Origin of the sequence: Massilia niastensis DSM 21313 (assembly GCF_000382345.1) — a bacterium.
GTDB lineage: Bacteria > Pseudomonadota > Gammaproteobacteria > Burkholderiales > Burkholderiaceae_D > Telluria > Telluria niastensis.
Genome location: NZ_KB908106.1, coordinates 18,545 through 37,884, shown reverse-complemented (window position 1 = coordinate 37,884; position 19,340 = coordinate 18,545). Strand labels below are relative to the sequence as shown.

General features: G+C 65.6%; 16 protein-coding genes and 1 tRNA gene. 10 read left to right on the top strand and 7 right to left on the bottom strand.

The genetic code is table 11. The annotated features are described in order from the left end of the window. Positions 1-15 precede the first annotated feature (15 nt). The 5 genes from H162_RS0117800 to H162_RS0117775 form a co-directional block, all read right to left on the bottom strand. Positions 16-1,101: a zinc-binding metallopeptidase family protein gene (locus H162_RS0117800; protein WP_020654846.1), complete on the bottom strand. Its 1,086-nt coding sequence runs from the start codon at positions 1,099-1,101 to the stop codon at positions 16-18. A gap of 343 nt (positions 1,102-1,444) precedes the next feature. After that, positions 1,445-2,752: a vanadium-dependent haloperoxidase gene (locus H162_RS31195; protein WP_020654845.1), complete on the bottom strand. Its 1,308-nt coding sequence runs from the start codon at positions 2,750-2,752 to the stop codon at positions 1,445-1,447. Positions 2,753-3,768: 1,016 nt separating this feature from the next. Then, the gene (locus H162_RS0117785) at positions 3,769-4,755 is read right to left on the bottom strand and encodes a PDR/VanB family oxidoreductase (RefSeq protein WP_020654844.1); all 987 of its coding nucleotides are present in this window, start codon (positions 4,753-4,755) and stop codon (positions 3,769-3,771) included. Positions 4,756-4,774: 19 nt separating this feature from the next. After that, positions 4,775-5,947: a Gfo/Idh/MocA family protein gene (locus tag H162_RS0117780; RefSeq protein WP_020654843.1), complete on the bottom strand. Its 1,173-nt coding sequence runs from the start codon at positions 5,945-5,947 to the stop codon at positions 4,775-4,777. Beyond that, positions 5,944-6,447, bottom strand: a complete 504-nt coding sequence (locus H162_RS0117775; protein ID WP_020654842.1) for a MarR family winged helix-turn-helix transcriptional regulator — start codon at positions 6,445-6,447, stop codon at positions 5,944-5,946. The genes H162_RS0117780 and H162_RS0117775 overlap by 4 nt, the downstream gene beginning before the upstream one ends. A 291-nt stretch (positions 6,448-6,738) precedes the next feature. On the opposite strand from H162_RS0117775, the gene H162_RS0117770 reads away from it, so the two are divergent. The 3 genes from H162_RS0117770 to H162_RS0117760 are packed head-to-tail and all read left to right on the top strand — an operon-like array spanning position 6,739 to position 9,866. After that, a complete protein-coding gene (locus H162_RS0117770; RefSeq protein WP_051109952.1) occupies positions 6,739-8,034 on the top strand; it encodes an aromatic ring-hydroxylating oxygenase subunit alpha in 1,296 nt (431 codons plus the stop codon). A gap of 22 nt (positions 8,035-8,056) precedes the next feature. Continuing rightward, the gene (locus H162_RS0117765) at positions 8,057-8,791 is read left to right on the top strand and encodes a class II aldolase/adducin family protein (RefSeq protein WP_020654840.1); all 735 of its coding nucleotides are present in this window, start codon (positions 8,057-8,059) and stop codon (positions 8,789-8,791) included. A gap of 37 nt (positions 8,792-8,828) precedes the next feature. After that, positions 8,829-9,866 carry an ABC transporter substrate-binding protein gene (locus H162_RS0117760; RefSeq protein ID WP_040787653.1) on the top strand — a complete coding sequence of 346 codons (1,038 nt, stop codon included), beginning with the start codon at positions 8,829-8,831 and terminating at the stop codon, positions 9,864-9,866. Between the two features lie 121 nt (positions 9,867-9,987). Here H162_RS0117760 and H162_RS0117755 read toward each other — a convergent pair. Further along, a tRNA-Phe gene (locus H162_RS0117755) sits at positions 9,988-10,063 on the bottom strand. A 118-nt stretch (positions 10,064-10,181) separates the two neighbouring features. Here H162_RS0117755 and H162_RS0117750 point away from each other — a divergent pair. The 7 genes from H162_RS0117750 (at position 10,182) to H162_RS0117720 (ending at position 18,820) form a co-directional block, all read left to right on the top strand. Continuing rightward, positions 10,182-11,414: an FAD-dependent monooxygenase gene (locus H162_RS0117750; RefSeq protein WP_020654837.1), complete on the top strand. Its 1,233-nt coding sequence runs from the start codon at positions 10,182-10,184 to the stop codon at positions 11,412-11,414. 9 nt (positions 11,415-11,423) lie between these two features. Then, positions 11,424-12,149 (top strand): DsbC family protein, encoded by a 726-nt coding sequence (locus H162_RS0117745; RefSeq protein WP_020654836.1) that lies wholly within the window; start codon positions 11,424-11,426, stop codon positions 12,147-12,149. A gap of 137 nt (positions 12,150-12,286) precedes the next feature. Beyond that, positions 12,287-12,745: a (2Fe-2S)-binding protein gene (locus tag H162_RS0117740; protein WP_020654835.1), complete on the top strand. Its 459-nt coding sequence runs from the start codon at positions 12,287-12,289 to the stop codon at positions 12,743-12,745. A gap of 9 nt (positions 12,746-12,754) precedes the next feature. After that, positions 12,755-14,971: a xanthine dehydrogenase family protein molybdopterin-binding subunit gene (locus H162_RS0117735; protein ID WP_020654834.1), complete on the top strand. Its 2,217-nt coding sequence runs from the start codon at positions 12,755-12,757 to the stop codon at positions 14,969-14,971. A 3-nt stretch (positions 14,972-14,974) separates the two neighbouring features. Then, positions 14,975-15,562: a nucleotidyltransferase family protein gene (locus H162_RS0117730; protein ID WP_020654833.1), complete on the top strand. Its 588-nt coding sequence runs from the start codon at positions 14,975-14,977 to the stop codon at positions 15,560-15,562. 54 nt (positions 15,563-15,616) lie between these two features. Continuing rightward, positions 15,617-17,437 carry a M61 family metallopeptidase gene (locus H162_RS0117725; RefSeq protein WP_020654832.1) on the top strand — a complete coding sequence of 607 codons (1,821 nt, stop codon included), beginning with the start codon at positions 15,617-15,619 and terminating at the stop codon, positions 17,435-17,437. Positions 17,438-17,500: 63 nt separating this feature from the next. Then, positions 17,501-18,820: an amidohydrolase gene (locus tag H162_RS0117720; RefSeq protein WP_020654831.1), complete on the top strand. Its 1,320-nt coding sequence runs from the start codon at positions 17,501-17,503 to the stop codon at positions 18,818-18,820. Positions 18,821-18,868: 48 nt separating this feature from the next. On the opposite strand, the gene H162_RS0117715 is transcribed toward H162_RS0117720, so the two are convergent. Next, on the bottom strand, positions 18,869-19,252 hold the full coding sequence (locus H162_RS0117715; protein WP_020654830.1) for a Fur family transcriptional regulator: 384 nt from the start codon (positions 19,250-19,252) through the stop codon (positions 18,869-18,871). Positions 19,253-19,340 lie beyond the last annotated feature (88 nt).

The window sequence follows — 19,340 nt, the reverse complement described above, 5'->3', positions numbered from 1 at the left end:
TCCGGCAGGATGCCGTCACGCTGCGGCCGGCGCTGGCGCCGGCGCCAGCTGTGCGCGCACCACCTTGTGCACGAATTCCAGCTTCTCCAGCACGGGCGTGCTCAGCTTGAACGGATACGAGTCCGGCATCCCGATGCTGCGGTTCAGGCTGTTGAGCACGTAGGTCAGTGCGAACCAGTCCTTCAGGGTGTCCTCGAACGAGTCTGTCTTCGTGGGCAGGGTCACGCGTTCCAGCGACGGTTCGTCGGCCTTGGCGGGCTTGAGCGACAGGCCGCACGCGTGCGCCGTCTCCAGCGTGTCGAGCATGTGCAGGTAGTGGGCCCAGGTTTCGGCCCAGTCTTCCCATGGGTGCGAACTGGCGTAGCTGCTTACGAAGCGCAACTCCCAGTCGGCGGCCGGACCTTCGCTGTAGTGACGCTTCAGGCACTCGCCGTAATCCTGGCGCTCGTCGCCGAACAGGGCGCGGTAGTCGTCGATCCACGCGCTGCCGGCGACCAGCCGGTCAAAATAGTAGTGCCCGCTTTCGTGGCGGAAGTGCCCCAGCAGCGTGCGATAGCGCTCATGCATCTGTTCGCGCGTGCGCTCGCGCTCGGCCGGGTCGGCTTCGGCAATGTTCAGGGTGATCAGGCCGTTGTCGTGGCCGGTCATCACGCATTGATCCGTCACCCCGTCTTCCAGGAACTGGAAGGCCAGGCCGGTATCGGGTTCCGTCTCTTTCGATGCCGGGCTCAGGTTCAGCGTCGCCAGCGAAAACAGCAGGCGGCGCTTGGCCGCTTCGAGGCGCGACCAGAGAATGCGGTTTTTTTCCTTCGACAGCGCCGGAATGACGACGGTCAGCTGGCACGACTCGCACAGTTCGTGCGGGTCGTCCGCGGGCAGCATCCAGTTGCAGACGTTGTGCTGCACATAATTGCTGCACTGTTTGTACAACTTGCCCGCATCGGTGCGGTTCAGGCTGCGCCACTGGCCTGTCTCGGTTTGCTCGAAGCTGTTGACGCTGCGCTGCGCGGGCTGATAGCCCAGCGTACTTTCGCAGTTGAAGCAGAAGGTATTTTCAAAAAATATCTGTTGAGAGCACTTATCGCAATGAAACGTTTTCATGGGCAGCACCGATTAATGGAGTGGTCGTGGGTGTTTTGTAATTAACAATCTAACAGCAAATTCAATCGCGCCATGCTCGTGTCGGACAACGCCTCATGGCGTGCGCGTGCACCGGACAGGCGGTGTCGCCTGGTATGGTGAGGCGGTGGGATGGCCAGACTGCCGAAGACGGCCGCTTGGATCGAGGCTGTCATGGCGCGCCGAACCAGGCGCTGGCAGGGCAGGGCGAACAGGGGCTGGACGCACAACGCCAACCTGCACGGCTGGCGTTTGCCTTGACAGCAGGGTCTACGCTGACTACGCCATGGCGGCGGGTGCGGCCTGCATTCGCCAGCTTTCAGGGCTAAGGAACGCGCCGTCCAAAGTGGCGCTGAAAAGTCCAGTTCGCGACCTGTTTTCCGAGCTCGGCGCCTGCAGTCGTCGCGTAGCGGAAATGCATGCCGCCGTAGATACGTGCCAGCTGGCTTTCCTCTGCCAGCGCGCCGGTCGTCGTGTACGTGCGGGTGGTACCGGTCACTGTGCTGTCGAATGTGTAAGTGACCTTGTCCGTGCCAAAGTACAGGCGCAGCAATTCGCCCAATGTTCCCGTAGTGCAGGAGTGCGCGGCCGGATATTCGGGATGATTCGGCGTTGGCAAGCTTGGCGTCCAGGCCGGGTCGGCGCTCGTCGCCGGGTTATTGTCGGTCTCGGCCAAGGGCACCGCGCTGAGGGGGCGCCATGTCTCATAAAAATATTTTGCCTCAAAGCAAGCGTTGATCGCGTCCGAATAGCCGACGTAAATAAGCGCCATCAGGCGGGCCGCATCGGCGACCTTATCGGTAGTCCGCGCGAAGCGTCCGAAATTTCGCGTCAGAAAAATCGGTGGCGCTTCGGTGTGAAAGCGGGCGATTTCAAATTGCTCTGCCGTACGGAGGGAACTGACCGCTCCGCCCAGTCCTTTTGTCTCGTTCAGGTCCGCGGCATAGGCCGTACTGTCCAGCGCAGGGGGCGGGGCCGGCCGGAATTGCGAGATGCTGGCCAAGGTAAAGGGCCTGATAAACGGGACGAACCGGCTAACCGGATTGACCCCACGAAACTTCCCGGGGGCGGTACCTGGAACATAAGGAGCAAGCACAACCGAGCGGTCATCGTTTGCGCGATTCGCGACGACGCCCGCAGCGACCTCGGCGCCAAGCGCCAGGCCCCTGGTCTTCGCATCGCCCGCCGGGATCCTTGCAATATAGCTGTCGTACGCCGCCTGATACTGTGCGCTGCGATTCGGGAACAACGCACTCAGCACGCCGTATGCCGCCGCGCTGGCGGCGGCATCCATGGAGGCGCCGGCAGCGGGCGTCGCTGGGGTGATGGCGAACGGCTTGTAGCGGCCGTCGATGGCACTGACCGCGTCGTAGATCGCGAGGTGCATCGTCGCGAGATCGGTGTGGAAAGTGGGCCTGGCCTCTTCCGGGGTGGTGGCGACAGCGGCAGTGGCGTTGACTGTTGCGGCGCCGATGTCGGTCCAGTACGACACGACATTGCTGCTGGCGGGGACAAGCGTGATATTGGCGGGGATAGCAGGCTCTTTGTCATCATCACTGCCGCCGCAGGCCACGGCGAGAGTCACGAGCGATACGGCGCAGGCCGCATTCCTGCACCTGTTCAGGATGGTCATTTCGCACTCCTGGGTTATTAATATTTTGGGAGAAAGCGACAGGAAAAACCATATCTAGAATATACCTGTATTTACAAAACTTCACACCATTATTCACACTTTGCTGCAAAAAACCGCTGTCCTCTTCTGAGTAGGGGTTCAGGTAAACTGCCAATCGTAAACATAATAGAAAAATCGCCATCAACACGGCCCCGTGAGCTTCCGGTTAGCCAGCGCGAAATATTGGATGTTGGGGCTCAATCATCGTGCGTACCAAACAAATCTATCGGAAGGAAATTGACCGGAAGCGAGAATTTTCTATTTTAGAAAGGACAATGCCGACTTGCATAAGTTTTACTGTGCGCCATCAAGCGTCAAATGACTCGTTGACCGAAGCCACGATCTCGCTATTCCCGGGTAAGAGACCCATCGCCTTCGTGTTTCTCTGTATTCGTGCGAAAACTTGCCAATCCCCTCTCCATTTTCACTATCCTACCGAGAACCTCGCCGAACATCGCCTTACCCGTTTCCGCATCGGGCGATTTGGCGAAAACGCGCACCGTGCCATAGTTGTCGTTGCCCGCGCCGGCTTGTTCATTCCTGAGGCCGCTCCATTAAAAACGCATTGAACGATTTGGCCGGAGTTCCAGGGTTTCTCCTGCCTTTTTTAAATTCGGCACCAGGAAGACTGTTGGCATCGAAGTGGACCATGACGGCGGGATAGCCGTTATAGGCGCCGACTTCGATATTCTCCGAGCCCTCGAGCTCATGCTCGCAGACAGATTCGTACGCATGGCGGAATCTCCGGCCCGTGCTTTCTTTTGCAGTACCGCACGGCTGCTTTCATCCACCTCCATGCCCATGGACGAGTTGCCTCGTTTCAGGGTAGCCGCTGGTGACCGCCCTGCGTGTTGATCCCCAGATCCCGGGAGAAATGCGGCAAACAGCGGTCCTCCGACCACGATGTCCTTGTGTATGTGACGTGCCCGCCGCCGGACAGTGGCAGCGTTCGACGCTGGATCGCGCCGGGCGCGGCCTTACAGGTCGAGCACCAGCTGCTCGCAGCCGGCCTGGGCGCGCGACACGCAGATCATGATCTCGGCGTCGTGTTCGTCCTCGTCCAGGACATAGTCGCGGTGCTCCCCCTTGCCGGCCAGGAGGCGGGTGCGGCACGAGCCGCAGGTGCCGCTTTCGCAGGAACTGGGGGCCGGCACGCCACGGTTGCGCAGGGCCTCGAGAATGCTGGTCCCGGGGGGGACTGCCACCGTGATGCCGGTGCGCTCCAGCCGCACCGAAAACAGCCGGTCGCCGCTCGCCTTCGGGTCCTCGCTGGTGCCGAAATTCTCGAGGTGCACGGTACCGGCCGGCCAGTGCCGGGCCGCTTCGCGCACCGCCTGCATCAGCCGCCGCGGGCCGCAGCAGTACACGTGGGTGCCGCCGGCGTACTGCGCCAGCAGCGGCTCGACCGCAAAGGCGCGCGCCGGGTCGCCGTGGCTGTGATGGATCCGGACCCGGCCGGCCAGGTCGGGCGCTGCCAGCTCGTCGAGGAATGCGGTGCTCTCCGGGAAGCGCGCGCAGTACACCAGCTCGAAGTCGGCGCCGCGCATCCGCAGCTCATGCACCATCGACAACAGCGGCGTGATGCCGATGCCGCCGGCGATCAGCAAGTAGCGCTGCGCGTCGCGCGCCAGCGGAAAATAGTTTTCGGGCGGCGCCACCGCCAGCACGCTGCCGGGCGCGAGCTCGTCGACCATGCTCTTCGAGCCGCCAGCGCCCAGTTCGTCGCGCTTGACCGCGATCACGTAGTGCTGCCGCTCGGACGGCGGGTTGCACAGCGAATAGCGGCGCAGCAGGCCGTTCGGCGTCGTCACCGCGATGTGGGCGCCGGCCTCGAAGGCGGGCAGCTCGCCGTGGTCGGCGGCGGCCAGTTCGAACAGCGTGATCCCGTGTGCGATCTCCTGCTTGCGGCACACCGTCAGCGCCAGGCGTGGGCTGAGGGCCAGGGTATCAAGGCATGCGTTCATGGTGTGCTCCGTGACTGGTTCAGGCCGGCAGTGCGACCTGATGTTTCAGTGGAATCGTCGCGGCGCCTGCTGACGAGGCGGTCGCGGCGGCGCAGATCTCGAGGTTGGCCAGGCCCCAGCGCCCATCGTGAAGAGCCGGTGCGGCACCGGTGATCGCGTCGTGCCACTCGGCGACCACCAGGTCGCGCGGGCTGCGGTCGGCGGGCAGCGCGATCTCGGTGCATCCATCGCGGGTGTAGACGAACAGCCCGTGCGGCGACTGGCGGATGTCGCCGCGTTCGCAGCTGACCAGGGTCAGGCCGAAAAACGGCTGGTACGGCGCCCTGCCGGGTATCGCACCGTGCGCGCGCTGCTGCTTGGCCCGCAGTTCTTCCTCCGGCGTGGCGCCCGGTGGCGGCGGCTTCGGGCGGCTGGCCGGTGGCTGCGGGACGCCCCACTCGCCGATGTCGAAGCACAGGTCCATGCTCGAAAAATTGCCGTAGCCGTTGTACACCGCGGTGGCGGCGGCGCCATCGGCAAACTCCAGGTAGACCACGTGGGCGCCGGCGCCAGCGCGCGCCGGGTCCCAGTCGAAGGTGCGGGCGCGTACGTGGGTCACCATGCCCCCGCACAGCAGCCTCAGGATGTCGAACTGGTGCGCGCCCTGGCGGAAGGTCACGCCGCCGCCGAGGCTGGCGTCGAGTTCGTCGGGCCGGCGCGGGCGGTAGATCCAGTCGGTGTAGCACCAGGTGTTGACCATGCGCACCCGTCCGAGGCTGCCGCCGGCGATCAGTTCGCGCATGCGCTGGATCGGCTGGTCGTAGCTGTGCGAATGGCCGACCAGCAGCTGCACGCCGGCGCGCTCGGCCGCTTCGATCATCGCTTCGGCCTGCGCCAGGCTGCCGGCCATCGGCTTTTCGACCAGCACGTGCTTGCCGGCGGCGCATGCCAGCGCCACATGGTTCGGATGTAGCTCGGTGGGCGTGGCGATGTAGACCGCATCGACCGTCGGGCGTGCAAGCAGCTCGGCGACAGTGGCACAGGCCGCCACGCCCAGTTCGGCGCCGGCCTGCGCGCGCACCTGGGCGGCCGGGTCGGCGATCGCGTCCAGCACCAGCCCGGGGTGAGCCGCGATGGCCGGCAGGAACGCGCGGCCGGCTGCGCCCAGCCCCGCGATGCCGATCCGTACCCGGCCTGCGGCGCGCGCCGTCATGCCGCTTCGCCCGCGTCGAACGGCGCCTCGTGCCCGGCGGCCATGTCGGCCTCGAGCCAGGCATTCTCGTCGGCCGTCAGGTTCTCGATCATCGCCAGCAGGGTTCGGCGGGTGATGGCCAGGTCGTCGGTGGGCAAGCCCGCCAGCGCGATGCGGTTGACTTCCTCGGCTGCCGGCACCACGCGCTGCTTCAGCGCGGCGCCTTTCGGCGTGACGAAGACGCGCATCTGCTTGCCCATCTTCTGGCGCGTGATATAGCCGAGCTTTTCCATCGCCTGCAGCGCACCGAAGGTGGTGGGCTCGCTGACGCGCGCCTGTTCGCTCAGCTGGCGCTGGGTGATGCCGTCGGTGTTCCACAGGATGCGCAGTAGCGTCCAGTGGCCATACAGCAGCGACTCTTTGCGCAGGCGCAGTTGCAGGTTGCGCGAGAAACCGCGGTACGCGATCTTGACCAGGTGCGCAAAGCGTTCGTCGGCGAATCCCTTCGTCGTGTCGGACATAAACCTTCCTCTCGGCGGCGACAAGGCCGCTCCTTATTTATTAGGTACCTAAACGTTCTTTGTAAAAGCGGTGTGTGCCTACATGTTCATGATGGAAGTTTGGAGGAGTTTATGGAAAAAAACCAGTGCATTTTCATGGGTTTGTAGTGTTAGTTGCGGTTTTAATTAATTTTATCACAAGCATGTTGACTTCTATGGTACCTAAGTATAGCCTGATGTCGGACGGGCTGCCCCGTGTACGCCGGGACGGTACCAATCGCCAACCATCCACACCGACAGGAGCGTCTCGACATGCTGTCTGCAGAACAAAACAAGATATTGACCGAAATTACGCCGGGTACCCCGATGGGGAACCTGATGCGGCGCTACTGGCAGCCGATCGGCGCCGCATCCGAAATGGAGCAGGTCTGGACCCGCCGTTTGCGCCTGCTGGGCGAGGACCTGGTGCTGTTCAAGGACCGCCAGCAGCGCCTCGGCCTGATCAAGGAGCAATGCCCGCACCGGCGAGCCTCGTTCGCGCACGGCATTCCGACCCAGGACGGCATCCGTTGCCCGTACCACGGCTGGGAATTCAGCGCCCAGGGCAAATGCCTGAACCAGCCGAACGAAGTCGACAATCCATGCTTCCGCGACAAGGTCGCGACCGACGCCTATCCGGTGCGCGAAATGGGCGGCATGCTGTTCGCCTACCTGGGGCCGTTGCCGGCGCCGATCCTGCCGCGCTTCGACGGCTTCGTCGAGCCGGGCACGATCCGCATGATGGGGCGCGCGATCCTGCCGGTGAACTGGCTGCAGATCATGGAAAATTCGCTCGACCCGATCCACACCGAATGGCTGCACGGCCACCACTACGAATTCCTGAAGGAGCAGGAAGGCATCAAGGTCGCGATCAGCGCGCGCCACGAGAAGATCGATTTCAAGGAATTCGAGTTCGGCATCACCAAGCACCGCCTGCTGGAGGGCCATTCCGAAGACTCGGACGACTGGCGCACCGGCCATCCGATCCTGTTCCCGAATATCCTGGCCGTCGGCAATGGTGACGAGGCGCAGCGCTACTATTCGTTCCAGATGCGGGTACCGGTCGACAACGAACACACGATGCACCTGTGGTTCAACGCCTACGTGCCGCCCAGGGACGCGCAGGTGCCGGCGCACCTGGTCGACACCGTGCACACCTATAACGTCCCGTTCCTCGACGCCAGCGGCGAGTTCATTGTCGACAACGTCGACGGCCAGGACATGATGGCGTGGATCACGCAGGGCGCGATCGCCGACCGCACCCAGGAAAACCTGGGCGCATCCGACCGCGGGCTGGCGATGTACCGCCAGGTGCTCAAGCGCGAACTGAAGAAGATCGAGAGAGGCGAGGACCCGATGGGCGTGCTGCGCGACCCGGCGCGCGATGTCCGGATCGACCTGCCGAACGAAAAGAAGAAGCACCACAACAGCGACGGGTTCGCCAGCTTCATGCTGCGCACCCATGCCAAATATTCGCCGATCGCGCCGGACCTGGTGGCGATTTTCGAAGGCGATCGCGCCTCCCGCGGCGCGCAGGAAAAGCAGCGCGAACAAGCCAGCATGTACTGACCACGACCGACAAGGAGAGGGCATGAACCACGATGCAGTCGTCATGAACGACACGGAAGCGAAGCAAAAGCTGATCGATGCCGGCCTGGTGCTGGAAACGGCAGGGCAGGGCGACCTGACCCGCGGCCATATCTCGGTGCGGGTGCCGGGCCGTCCCGACCTGTTCTTCATGAAGCCGCACAGTTTTGGCTTCGATGAAATCACGATGGAGAACATCGTCGTCTGCAACCTCGACGGCGAGAAAGTCGGCGGCGGCGGGCGCCGCCACAGCGAGGTGTTCATCCACTCGGAAATCCTCAAGGCACGCCCCGAGATCAACAGCGTGATCCACTCGCACCCGGACCACGCGGTGGCCTTGAGCGCGACCGGCCGCGCGGTGCTGCCGATCAGCCAGCCGGGCAGCGCGTTTTCCGATGGCGTGCCGTATTACACCGACACCATCGAACTGATCCGCAGTCGCGACATGGGGGCCGGCGTTGCGCAGGCACTCGGCAGCCACAAGGCGGTGATGCTGCGTAATCACGGGGTCGCCGTGGTCGGGCAGACCATCGAAGAATCGGTGATCCTGGCGATCATGCTCGACAACGCCTGCCGCATCCAGCTGCTGGCCGAGGCGGCGGGCGGCATCGGCGAGCAGTTCACGGCCGATCACATCGCGCGCCTGCACGAGACCATCGTGCGGCCCGAACAATATGTAATCAACTTCGATTTCTTGCGCCGCAAGGCCTATCGCGCCACCGGACGCCAACTGCCATAACGGCGGCCGCCACTACCAGAGACGAGAGGAGACACCCATGCTGCAACAGATTCTACGTTTGTCGTGCAGTGCACTTTGCCTGGCCGCCGCGGCCGGCGCCGCGCTGGCCGCCCCGTTGACGCTGCAGGAGATTGCGACCTACCAGGGCCCCGACCGCACCGAGCGCCTGCTCGAAGGCGTGCGCAAGGAAGGCGCCGAACTGACGGTCTACCACGCTTATCCGCAGCTGGCCAAGGTGACCGAGGCGTTCGCGAAGAAATACGACATCAAGGTCACGGCCTGGCGTTCGGGGTCGGAAAACATCCTGCAGCGCATCAACAGCGAAGCGCGCGCCAACAAGTCGACGGTGGACATCGTGCAGAACAATGCGCCGGAAAACGAAGCCGCGCACCGCGAAATGCTGTTGCAACCGGTCGCCTCGCCGTACCTGAAGGACCTGGTCCCGGGGGCGCTGCCGTCGCACCGCAGCTGGGTCGGGATCACGCTCGACGTCTACTCGGCCGCCTACAACACGGCCAAGGTGAAGAAGGAAGAGCTGCCGAAAACCTATCGCGAACTGCTGGACCCGAAGTGGAAGGGGCGGCTCGCGGTTGAAGCCGAGGACCAGGCGTGGTATGCGACCCTGCTGCAGACGCTGGGGGAGCCGCAGGGCGGCAAGCTGCTGGGCGATGTGATCGCCAGCAATGGCGTCTCGGTGCGCAAGGGGCACTCGCTGCTGACTTCGCTGGTCGCTTCCGGCGAAGTGCCGCTGGCGCTGTCGGTGTACAGCTGGAATCCGGCGCAGCTGAAGGCCAAGGGCGCGCCGGTCGAAGGCCACCTGATCGAGCCGGTGGTTGCACAGTTCAGCACGGTCGCCATGCTGAAGAAAGCGCCGCATCCGAATACCGCTGCGCTGTTCTACGACTTCGTGCTCAATGAAGGCCAGGCGATCCTGGCGCAGATGCACTTCGTGCCGACCAGCAAGAAACAGCCGTCCCCGATCGGCGACGTGGCACTCAAGATGATCGACCCGGGCATGGCGCTCGACATGCAGGAAGAATGGACCAAGGCCTACCTGGCCGCGACGCGGCGCTGAGCGCAGCCGTGCCGCCCGATCCCATCGTCAGTTGTACCGGAAATGGACGGATGTAAGGATTGTGGATGCTGGAAACGAAAACGCCAACCTGCATGGGTTGGCGTTTTTGCTAAAAAATTCTTGGTGGCCCGGGGCGGAATCGAACCACCGACACAAGGATTTTCAATCCTCTGCTCTACCAACTGAGCTACCAGGCCAAGAGAGGCATGATTATAGCCAGCGGTTTTCAGTTCCGCAAGTCCCTGTTTGCGGAAATCCGGATGCGCGGCGCGCACTACCCCGGCGCAAGGTTGACATCTCGCTATAATGAGTAACATGACCACGCCAACCTCTACCTCCTCGTCCCGAAGCGACGTCTGCATCGTCGGCAACGGCGCCATCGCCAAGACCGCCGCCCTCGGTTTCGCCCAGGCCGGGCATAGCGTGACCCTGCTGGTGCCGCCCGCGCGGCCGGCGCCGGAAGCGTCCGTGTCGTCCGCGGCCGACAAGCCCTGGGACGTGCGCGTCTATGCGCTCAACCACACGGCGCACAGCCTGCTCGCCTCGCTGAAGGTGTGGGGCGCGCTCGACCTGGAACGGGTGGCGGCCATCGATTCCATGGAAATCCAGGGCGACGGCGCAAGCGGCGGCAACCTCGGTTTCGACGCCTTCGGCGCCCATGTCGGCACCCTGGCCTGGATCGTCGAGGACAGCAACCTGAACGGGGCGCTGGACGCCGCGCTCAAGTTCTCGCACAACGTCCAGGTGGTCTCCGGCTGCGCGGTCGGCCTGGGCTGCGGCGAACTGGGCGCCGCCGTCAGGCTGGAAGACGGCCGCAAGATCGATTGCGAGCTGGTGATCGGGGCCGACGGCCGCGAATCCTGGGTGCGCGGGCAATGCGACATCGGCGTCGACTACCGCATGTACCACCAGCGCGCCATCGTCGCCAATTTTTCCTGCGACAAGCCGCACCACGGCGTGGCTTACCAGTGGTTCACCTGCGCCGACGGCATCATCGCGCTGCTGCCGCTGCCCGACAAGCGGGTCTCGCTGGTCTGGTCGGCGCCCGAGACGCTGGCCGATACCCTGATGGACGAGTCGCTCGGCGAGATGGCGGTGCGCCTGTCCGAATACGCCGAAGGCAAGCTCGGGACCCTGCGCCCGCTCCAGCCCGAGACCGTCAAGGCGGTGCCGCTGGCGCTGGTGCGCCCGCATTCGATCGTCGCCCCGCGCGTGGCGCTGGTGGGCGACGCCGCGCATGCGATCCATCCGCTGGCCGGCCACGGCATGAACCTCGGTTTCGGCGACGTGGTCGACCTGCTCGACGTGATCCGCCAGCGCGAAGACCGGCGCGGCATCGCCGACGAACGGGTGCTGGCGCGCTATGCCCGCAAGCGCAAGGAAGACGTACTGCTCATGCAGATCGCCACCGACGGACTGGAACGCCTGTTCGGCGCGAATCTGGAACCGTTGCGCGTGGTTCGGAATTTCGGATTAAACTTGCTCGACAAATTGCCAGGAGTTAAGCGCCGAATGATGGCGCACGCGATGGGCAAGTCATCAATCTGAGGAACAAGCATGGTCAAGACGAAGCTCGCCGTCCTGCTGGCGACGGGGATGATTGCATCCTGCGTCGACGCGCAGAATACGGTCGAGGCAAACATCAGGAAGGCGCTCGAACCCCGCCTGGGCGGCGCGAAAATCGAGTCGGTCAAGGAAACTCCCTACGGCGGCATGTATGAAGTCCGCGTTTCCGGCGACATCCTGTATACCGACAAGAAGGGCGAGTACCTGTTCATTGGCCAGGTGTACGACGTCAAGAGTTCGCGCAACCTGACCCGCGAACGCATCGACGACATCAACAAGATCAAGTTCACCGACCTGCCGACCGAGCTCGCGCTCAAGCAGGTCAAGGGCAACGGCAAGCGCATGATCGCGGTGTTCGAAGACCCGAACTGCGGCTACTGCAAGCGCCTGCGCCAGACCGCGCTGAAGGACATCGACAACGTCACCATCTACACTTACATGTACAACATCCTCTCCGAGGATTCGATCATGAAGTCGAAGAACATCTGGTGCGCGCCGAACCGCCTCAAGGCCTGGGACGACTGGATGCTCAACGGCAAACTGCCGGGGACCGCGCCCGCCGCCTGCGAGGCCCCGCACGACAAGGTGCTCGCCCTCGGGCAGAAACTGCGCATCACCGGCACTCCCACCATCTTCTTCACCGACGGTTCCCGCATCCCGGGCGCGGTCGACCTGAAGACCCTGGAAGCGAAGCTCTCGTCGATCGACGAAAAATAATCTGTCGTTCGACCGTCGCAGGCACCGGTCGAACGACGTCAAGGCAAGCTCTCCGCCGGCCGGCGACAGGAAGCGCTCGCCGCTCGGCGCAAAAAAACAAGCAGTCAACACGTCACACCAATACCAGGGAGCAGTACATGGTCACCTTGAACATCAATGGGCGCGACCACCAGGTCGACGCCGATCCTTCCACGCCCATCCTCTGGGCGCTGCGCGACAACCTCGACATGACCGGCACCAAGTTCGGCTGCGGCGCGGCGCTGTGCGGCGCCTGCACCGTGCACCTGAACGGCGATCCGATCCGTTCCTGCATCACGCCGATCTCGGCCGCCCAGGGCCAGAAGATCACCACCATCGAGGCGATGGAAAGCGACCGGGTGGGCAAGGCGGTCCAGGATGCCTGGGTCAGGCATGACGTGCCGCAGTGCGGCTACTGCCAGAGCGGGCAGGTGATGAGCGCCACTGCGCTGCTGCGCACCAACAAGCGCCCGAGCGACAGCGACATCGACAATGCCATGAGCGGCAACATCTGCCGCTGCGGCACCTACCAACGGATCCGCGCGGCCATCAAGGACGCTGCGAAGACGCTCGCCTGAGGAGGCCCCATGCGTAAAGAATGGATGAACCGCGAGGCGCTCGTGCGCTCCGCCGCGGGTAACCTGTCGCGCCGCGGCTTCCTGAAGGCCGGCGCCGGCGTCACCGGCGGCCTGGTGCTGGGCTTCTTCCTGCCCGGATCGAACAAGTTCGCCCAGGCCCAGGCCCAGGGCGCGAAGGTGTACGCCCCGAACGCCTTCCTGCGCGTGGCGCCGGACAATACCGTCACCGTGATCGTCAACCGCCTGGAATTCGGCCAGGGCGTGCAGACCTCGCTGCCGATGCTGATCGCCGAGGAACTCGACGCCGACTGGTCGCAGATGCGCAGCGAACTGGCGCCGGCCGGCGAGGCGTACAAGGATCCGGCGTTCGGAATCCAGATCACCGGCGGCTCGGGCACCATCGCCCACTCGTATATCCAGTACCGCGAGATCGGCGCGCGCGCCCGTGCGATGCTGGTGGCGGCCGCCGCCGAACAGTGGAAGGTCCCGCCGTCCCGGTGCAGCACCGCGAAGGGGATGGTGCTCGGCCCGGCCGGCCGCAAGGCGAGCTACGGCTCGCTGGCCGACGCCGCCATGAAGCAGCCGGCGCCGCAGCAGGTCACGCTCAAGGAGCCGAAGCAGTTCCGCTATATCGGCAAGCCGACCCGCCGTATCGACGCGCTGGCCAAGTCGACCGGCAGGCAGCAGTTCGGCATCGACTTCAAGCCGCAGGACGCCAGGACCGTGCTGGTCGCGCGTCCGCCGGTGTTCGGCGCGAAGGTGAAGAGCGTCGACGCCGCCGCCGCGCGCGCCATCAGGGGCGTGGTCGACGTGATCGAGGTCGACCTGGACCGCGGCGCACGCGGCGTGGCGGTCGTGGCCGACGGCTACTGGCCGGCGAAGCAGGGCCGCGACGCGCTCAAGCTCGACTGGGACACCAGCGCGGTCGGGAAAGTCAGCTCGGCGCAGCAGCTGGCCGAATTCACGGCCCTGGCAAAGGAGGGCGGCGGCGCGGTCGCGCGCCAGGCCGACGTGTCGAAGCTGGCGACGGCCGCCCACAGGATCTCGGCCATCTACGAATTCCCGTATCTCGCGCACGCGCCGATGGAGCCGCTCAACTGCGTGGTCGACCTGAAGGGCGACAGCTGCACGATCTGGGCCGGCACCCAGTTCCAGACCGTGGACCAGCAGGTGGCCGCCAAGATCGTCGGCCTCAAGCCCGAACAGGTCACGATCAACACGATGATGGCGGGCGGCGGCTTCGGCCGGCGTGCGGTGCCGTCCTCGGACTGGATCGGCGACTCGGTGCGCATCGCCAGGGCGTGGCGCGCCGCCGGCCACGATGAACCGGTGAAGGTCGTGTGGAGCCGCGAGGACGACATCCGAGGCGGCTACTACCGTCCGGCCTACGTGCACCGCGCCGACATCGGCCTGGATGCGGACGGCCGGATCCTCGCCTGGGACCACAAGATCGTCGGCCAGTCGATCGTGGACGGCACCCTGTTCGAGCCGATGATGGTCAAGAACGGCGTCGACGCCACCACCGTCGAAGGCATGGCCGAGCCCTACGCGGTGCCGATGCACCTGGCGGTGCACACGGTCAAGGCCAACGTGCCGGTGCTGTGGTGGCGCGCGGTGGGCTCGACCCATACCGCCTTCGTGATGGAGACCCTGATCGACGAGGCCGCGCACCTGGCAAGAATGGACCCGGTGGCCTACCGCAAGAAGCTGATGGGCGAGAAGCACCAGCGCCACCTGGCGGCGCTCGACCTGGCGGTGGCCAGGTCCGGCTACGGCAGGAAGACGCTGCCGAAGGGCCGCGCCTGGGGCGTGGCGGTGCACGAATCGTTCGACACCGTGGTCGCCTACGTGGTCGAGGCCTCGATGCTTGACGGCGCGCCGAAGCTGCACAAGGTGACCGCCGGCGTGCACTGCAACCAGCCGGTCAATCCCTTGTCGATCGAGGCGCAGGTCCAGGGCGCGGCCCTGATGGGCCTGGGCACGACCCTGCCGGGCGCCGCGATCACGCTGAAGGACGGCGTGGTCGAGCAGCAGAACTTCGGCGACTACGTGGTGGCGCGCCACAACGAGATGCCGCAGGTGGAGGTGCACATCGTGCCGTCGAACGACCCGCCGACCGGCATGGGCGAACCGGGCCTGCCGCCGCTGGCGCCGGCGCTGGCCAACGCCGTGTTCAGGCTGACCGGCAAGCGCCTGCGCAAGCTGCCGTTCGACCTGGCGGCGTAAACGATGGTCCTGACCGCGATGTTCCCGGTTGGCCTCCTGCTTGCCGCCGGCCGGGGCCGCCGCTTCGATCCCCTGGGTGCGCGCAACAAGCTGCTCCAGCAGCTGCCCGGCGGCGACCTCGTGGTGGCCGCCAGCGCGCGCCGTCTCCTGTCCGTCTTCCCGCGCGTGGTGGCGGTGGTCCCGCCCGACGATGGCGGCGTGGCCGACGCCCTGCGCCGGCTGGGCTGCGAGGTCACCGTCTGTCCGGACGCCGATGGCGGCATGGGCCTGTCGCTGGCGCACGCCGTGCGTCATTCGCTGCCGGCGCAGGGCTGGCTGGTCGCGCTGGGCGACATGCCCTTCGTCCATGAATCGACCCTGCGCGCGCTGCGCGCGGCGCTCGAGGCGGGGGCCGGCATCGTCGCGCCGGTGACCGGCGGGCGACGCGGCAATCCGGTCGGCTTCGGCCCGGAGCACCTCGATGCGCTGCTGGCGCTGGGTGGCGACCAGGGCGCGCGCCGCCTGCTCGCGGGCAGTCCGGTCACCGCCATCGAGGTGGCCGACCCCGGCATTTTTCGCGATATCGACAGCCCGCTCGACCTGCCGGGTTGACCTTTTTGCTACACTACCGGGTATCCGGCGCGGTCGAGAGACACTTAGCTCATCATGAAGAAACCATCCCAAAAAAAGCAGCCTGCAATCCAGTACACCATCGTCCCCAGGGACCTGGCCGGCCACCTGTTCGACGTGACCGTGACGGTCGCCGCCCCGGACCCTGAAGGACAGGAGTTCGCGCTGCCGGCCTGGATCCCGGGCAGCTACATGATCCGCGAGTTCGCCCGCAACATCGTGCGCATCCGCGCCGAGTCGGGCGGCGCCGAGGTCGCACTGGCCAAGCTCGACAAGCATTCCTGGCGCGCGGCGCCCGTCGCCGGCCCGCTGACCCTGCACTACGAGGTGTACGCCTGGGACCTGTCGGTGCGCGCCGCCCACCTCGACCAGACCCACGGCTTCTTCAACGGCACCAGCGTGTTCCTGCGCGTCGTGGGGCAGGAGGCGATGGCGCACCAGGTCGACATCCAGCGCCCGGCCGATCCCGCCGCCAGGACCTGGCGCGTGGCGACCGCGATGCCGGAACTGGGCGCCAAACGCTACGGCTTCGGCACCTATGCGGCCGCCAGCTACGACGAGCTGATCGACCATCCGGTGGAGATGGGCGACTTCGAACTGGCGAGCTTCAAGGCGCACGGCATCCCGCACGACATCGTGATCACCGGCCGCGTGCCGAACCTGGACATGGCGCGCCTGCAGGCCGACCTGAAGGCGATCTGCGAAACCCAGATCGCCTTCTTCGAGCCGCGCAGCAGGCGCGCGCCGATGGACCGCTACGTGTTCATGACGATGGCGGTCGGCGACGGCTACGGCGGCCTGGAGCACCGCGCCTCGACCGCCCTGATCTGCGCGCGCGCCGACCTGCCGGGCACCGCGGCGCCCAAGAGCGGCGAGCCGAACGAAGGCTACCTGCGCTTCCTGGGCCTGTGCAGCCATGAGTACTTCCACACCTGGAACGTCAAGCGCATCAAGCCGTCGGTGTTCGCGCCCTACGACCTGCAGGTCGAGAACTACACGCCGCTGCTGTGGCTGTTCGAAGGCTTCACCAGCTACTACGACGACCTGATGCTGGTGCGCAGCGGGATCATCGGCGAAGCCACGTATTTCAAGCTGCTGGCCAAGACCATCGGCGGCGTGCTGCGCGGCAGCGGCCGCACCAAGCAGAGCGTGGCCGATTCCAGCTTCGACGCCTGGAGCAAGTACTACCGCCAGGACGAGAATTCGCCGAACGCGATCATCAGCTACTACGCCAAGGGTTCGCTGATCGCGCTGGCCTTCGACCTGACCATCCGCGCCAAGACGAATGGCGCGAAGTCGCTCGACGACGTGATGCTGGCGCTGTGGGAGCGCTACGGCCGCGACTTCTATCCGGGCGTCGGCCGCGGCGTGACCGAGGCCGAGGTGGAGGCGCTGTTCGACGAAGTCAGCGGCCTGAAGCTGAAGAACCTGTTCGAGCGCTGGGTGCGCGGCACCGAAGACCTGCCGCTGGCCAAGCTGTATGCGCCGCTGGGCGTGAAGCTGGTGGACGAGCGCAAGAGCGGCAAGCCTTCGCTGGACGCCGGCCTGGCCCGCGATCCGCTGGGCGCCAAGCTGACCCAGGTGCACGAGGGCGGGGCGGCGCACCTGGCCGGCCTGTCGGCGCATGACGTGGTGATCGCGATCGACGGCCTGCGCGTATCCGGCATGCCGTCGAACGTCGACGCGCTGCTGGGACGCTACCGGGTCGGCGACACGGTGACCGTGCACGCCTTCCGGCGCGACGAGCTGATGGCCTTCGAACTGGTCCTGCAGGGCGACAAGACGGCGGGCATCACGCTGGCGCCGGCGGTGGCCGGCAAGAAGTCGGCCGCGATCAAGCGTCCGAGCGCGGTGTGACCGGATAGGGGCGGCATGTTATCGTTGTGAGCGGAATTCCAACCCCGCTCACAAGAGGCCCAATTGACCCATCCACTCACCCGCATCGCCGCCGCAGCCGCCCTGACGCTGTCCATCCTTCCCGCATCGGCCCAGCAGGCCGCCCCGCTTAAATCCGATGTCGCCACCCGCGTGGGCGCCATGTACCCGTGGCTCGACAAGGTCTACAAGGACCTGCACGCCCATCCCGAGATCGCCTTCCAGGAAGTGCGCACCGCCGGCAAGCTGGCCGCCGAGATGCGCGCGCTGGGCTTCGAGGTGACCGAAAAGGTCGGCAAGACCGGCGTGGTCGCGGTCTACAGGAACGGCAAGGGCCCGACCGTGCTGGTGCGGACCGACATGGACGGCCTGCCGATGGAAGAAAAGACCGGCCTGCCGTATGCCAGCCGGGCGAAAGCGGTCAGCGATGGACGCGACAGCTTCGTCACCCACAGCTGCGGCCACGACATCCACATGGCCAGCTGGCTGGGCGCGGCGCGCACCCTGGTCGAGCTGAAGTCGCAGTGGAAGGGCACCCTGGTCTTCATCGGCCAGCCGGCCGAGGAAATCGTCGCGGGCGCGAAGGCCATGCTGGACGACGGCCTGTTCAAGCGCTTCCCCAAGCCGGACTACGCCTTCGCCCTGCATTCGTGGCCGCTGGCGCACGGCACGGTCGGTTTCAACGACGGCCCGGTGTCGTCGAACTCGGATTCGCTCGAGATCGTGTTCAAGGGCCGCGGCGGTCACGGCTCGGCGCCGGACAAGACGGTCGACCCGATCGCGATCGCCGCGCGTTTCGTGGTCGACGTGCAGACCGTGGTCAGCCGCGAGAAGGACCCGAAGGAATTCGGCGTCGTCACCATCGGCGCGATCCAGGGCGGGACGGTGGGCAACATCATTCCCGACAGCGTGCAGGTGCGCGGCACCATCCGTTCCTACAGCCCGCAGGTGCGCGCCAAGCTGCTCGACGGCGTGCGGCGCGTGGCCAACGCCTCGGCCGCGATGGCCGGCGCCCCGGCGCCGGACGTGCAGCTGGTCGGCGGCGGGCAGGCCATCGTCAACAGCGAGGAACTGGTGCGCAAGACCGAAGCCGTGTTCAAGGATGCCTTCGGCGCCGCGAACGCCCAGCGCATGCCGGCGATGACGGCCAGCGAGGACTTCTCGCTGTTCGTGAACGAAGGCGTGCCGTCGATGTTCTTCTTCACCGGCGTGTACGATCCGAAGACGCTGGCCGAGGCGGAGCGCCCGGGCGGCAAGCCGATCGCCTTCAACCACTCGCCGTTCTATGCGCCGGTGCCGGAACCGTCGATCAGGACGGGTGCGCAGGCGATGAGCCTGGCCGTGCTGAACGTCCTCGCGAAGTAAGCATGCGATAGGCAGCGCCGCGGGCTTCCGCGGCGCCCGGCGCTCCGTTCAGGACGCCTTCAGGCAGTCGGCGCAGCGGCCGTACAGGGTCAGTTCGTGCCGCTCGACGCTGAATCCCTTCGGCGCCATGTGCTCGATGTCGCCCGGGCAGGCGTGCACGTCGAACACCCGCTGGCAGCTGGTGCACTGGAAGTGGTGGTGGTGGTGCTCGGCGGCGCTGGTCGGCTCGTAGCGCGCGCTTTCGCCCGGCAGGGTCACCACCTTCAGGGAACCTTCGTCCACCAGCGTCTTCAGGTTGCGGTACACGGTCGCCATGCCCAGCTGGCTCACCTGCTGGCTGGCCTCGGCCAGCACCTCCTGCGGGGAAAGCGGGCGGCGCGCATGTTCGATCGCATGCAGGATGGCGGATTTCTGGCGTGTATTGCGTTGCATCCCCGAAGAATACATCAAGGCCCGCTCGCCGGCCAGCCGAGGCTTGAGTCTCTAATGAGAATGCTTTATCATTAGTGCTTATTGATAA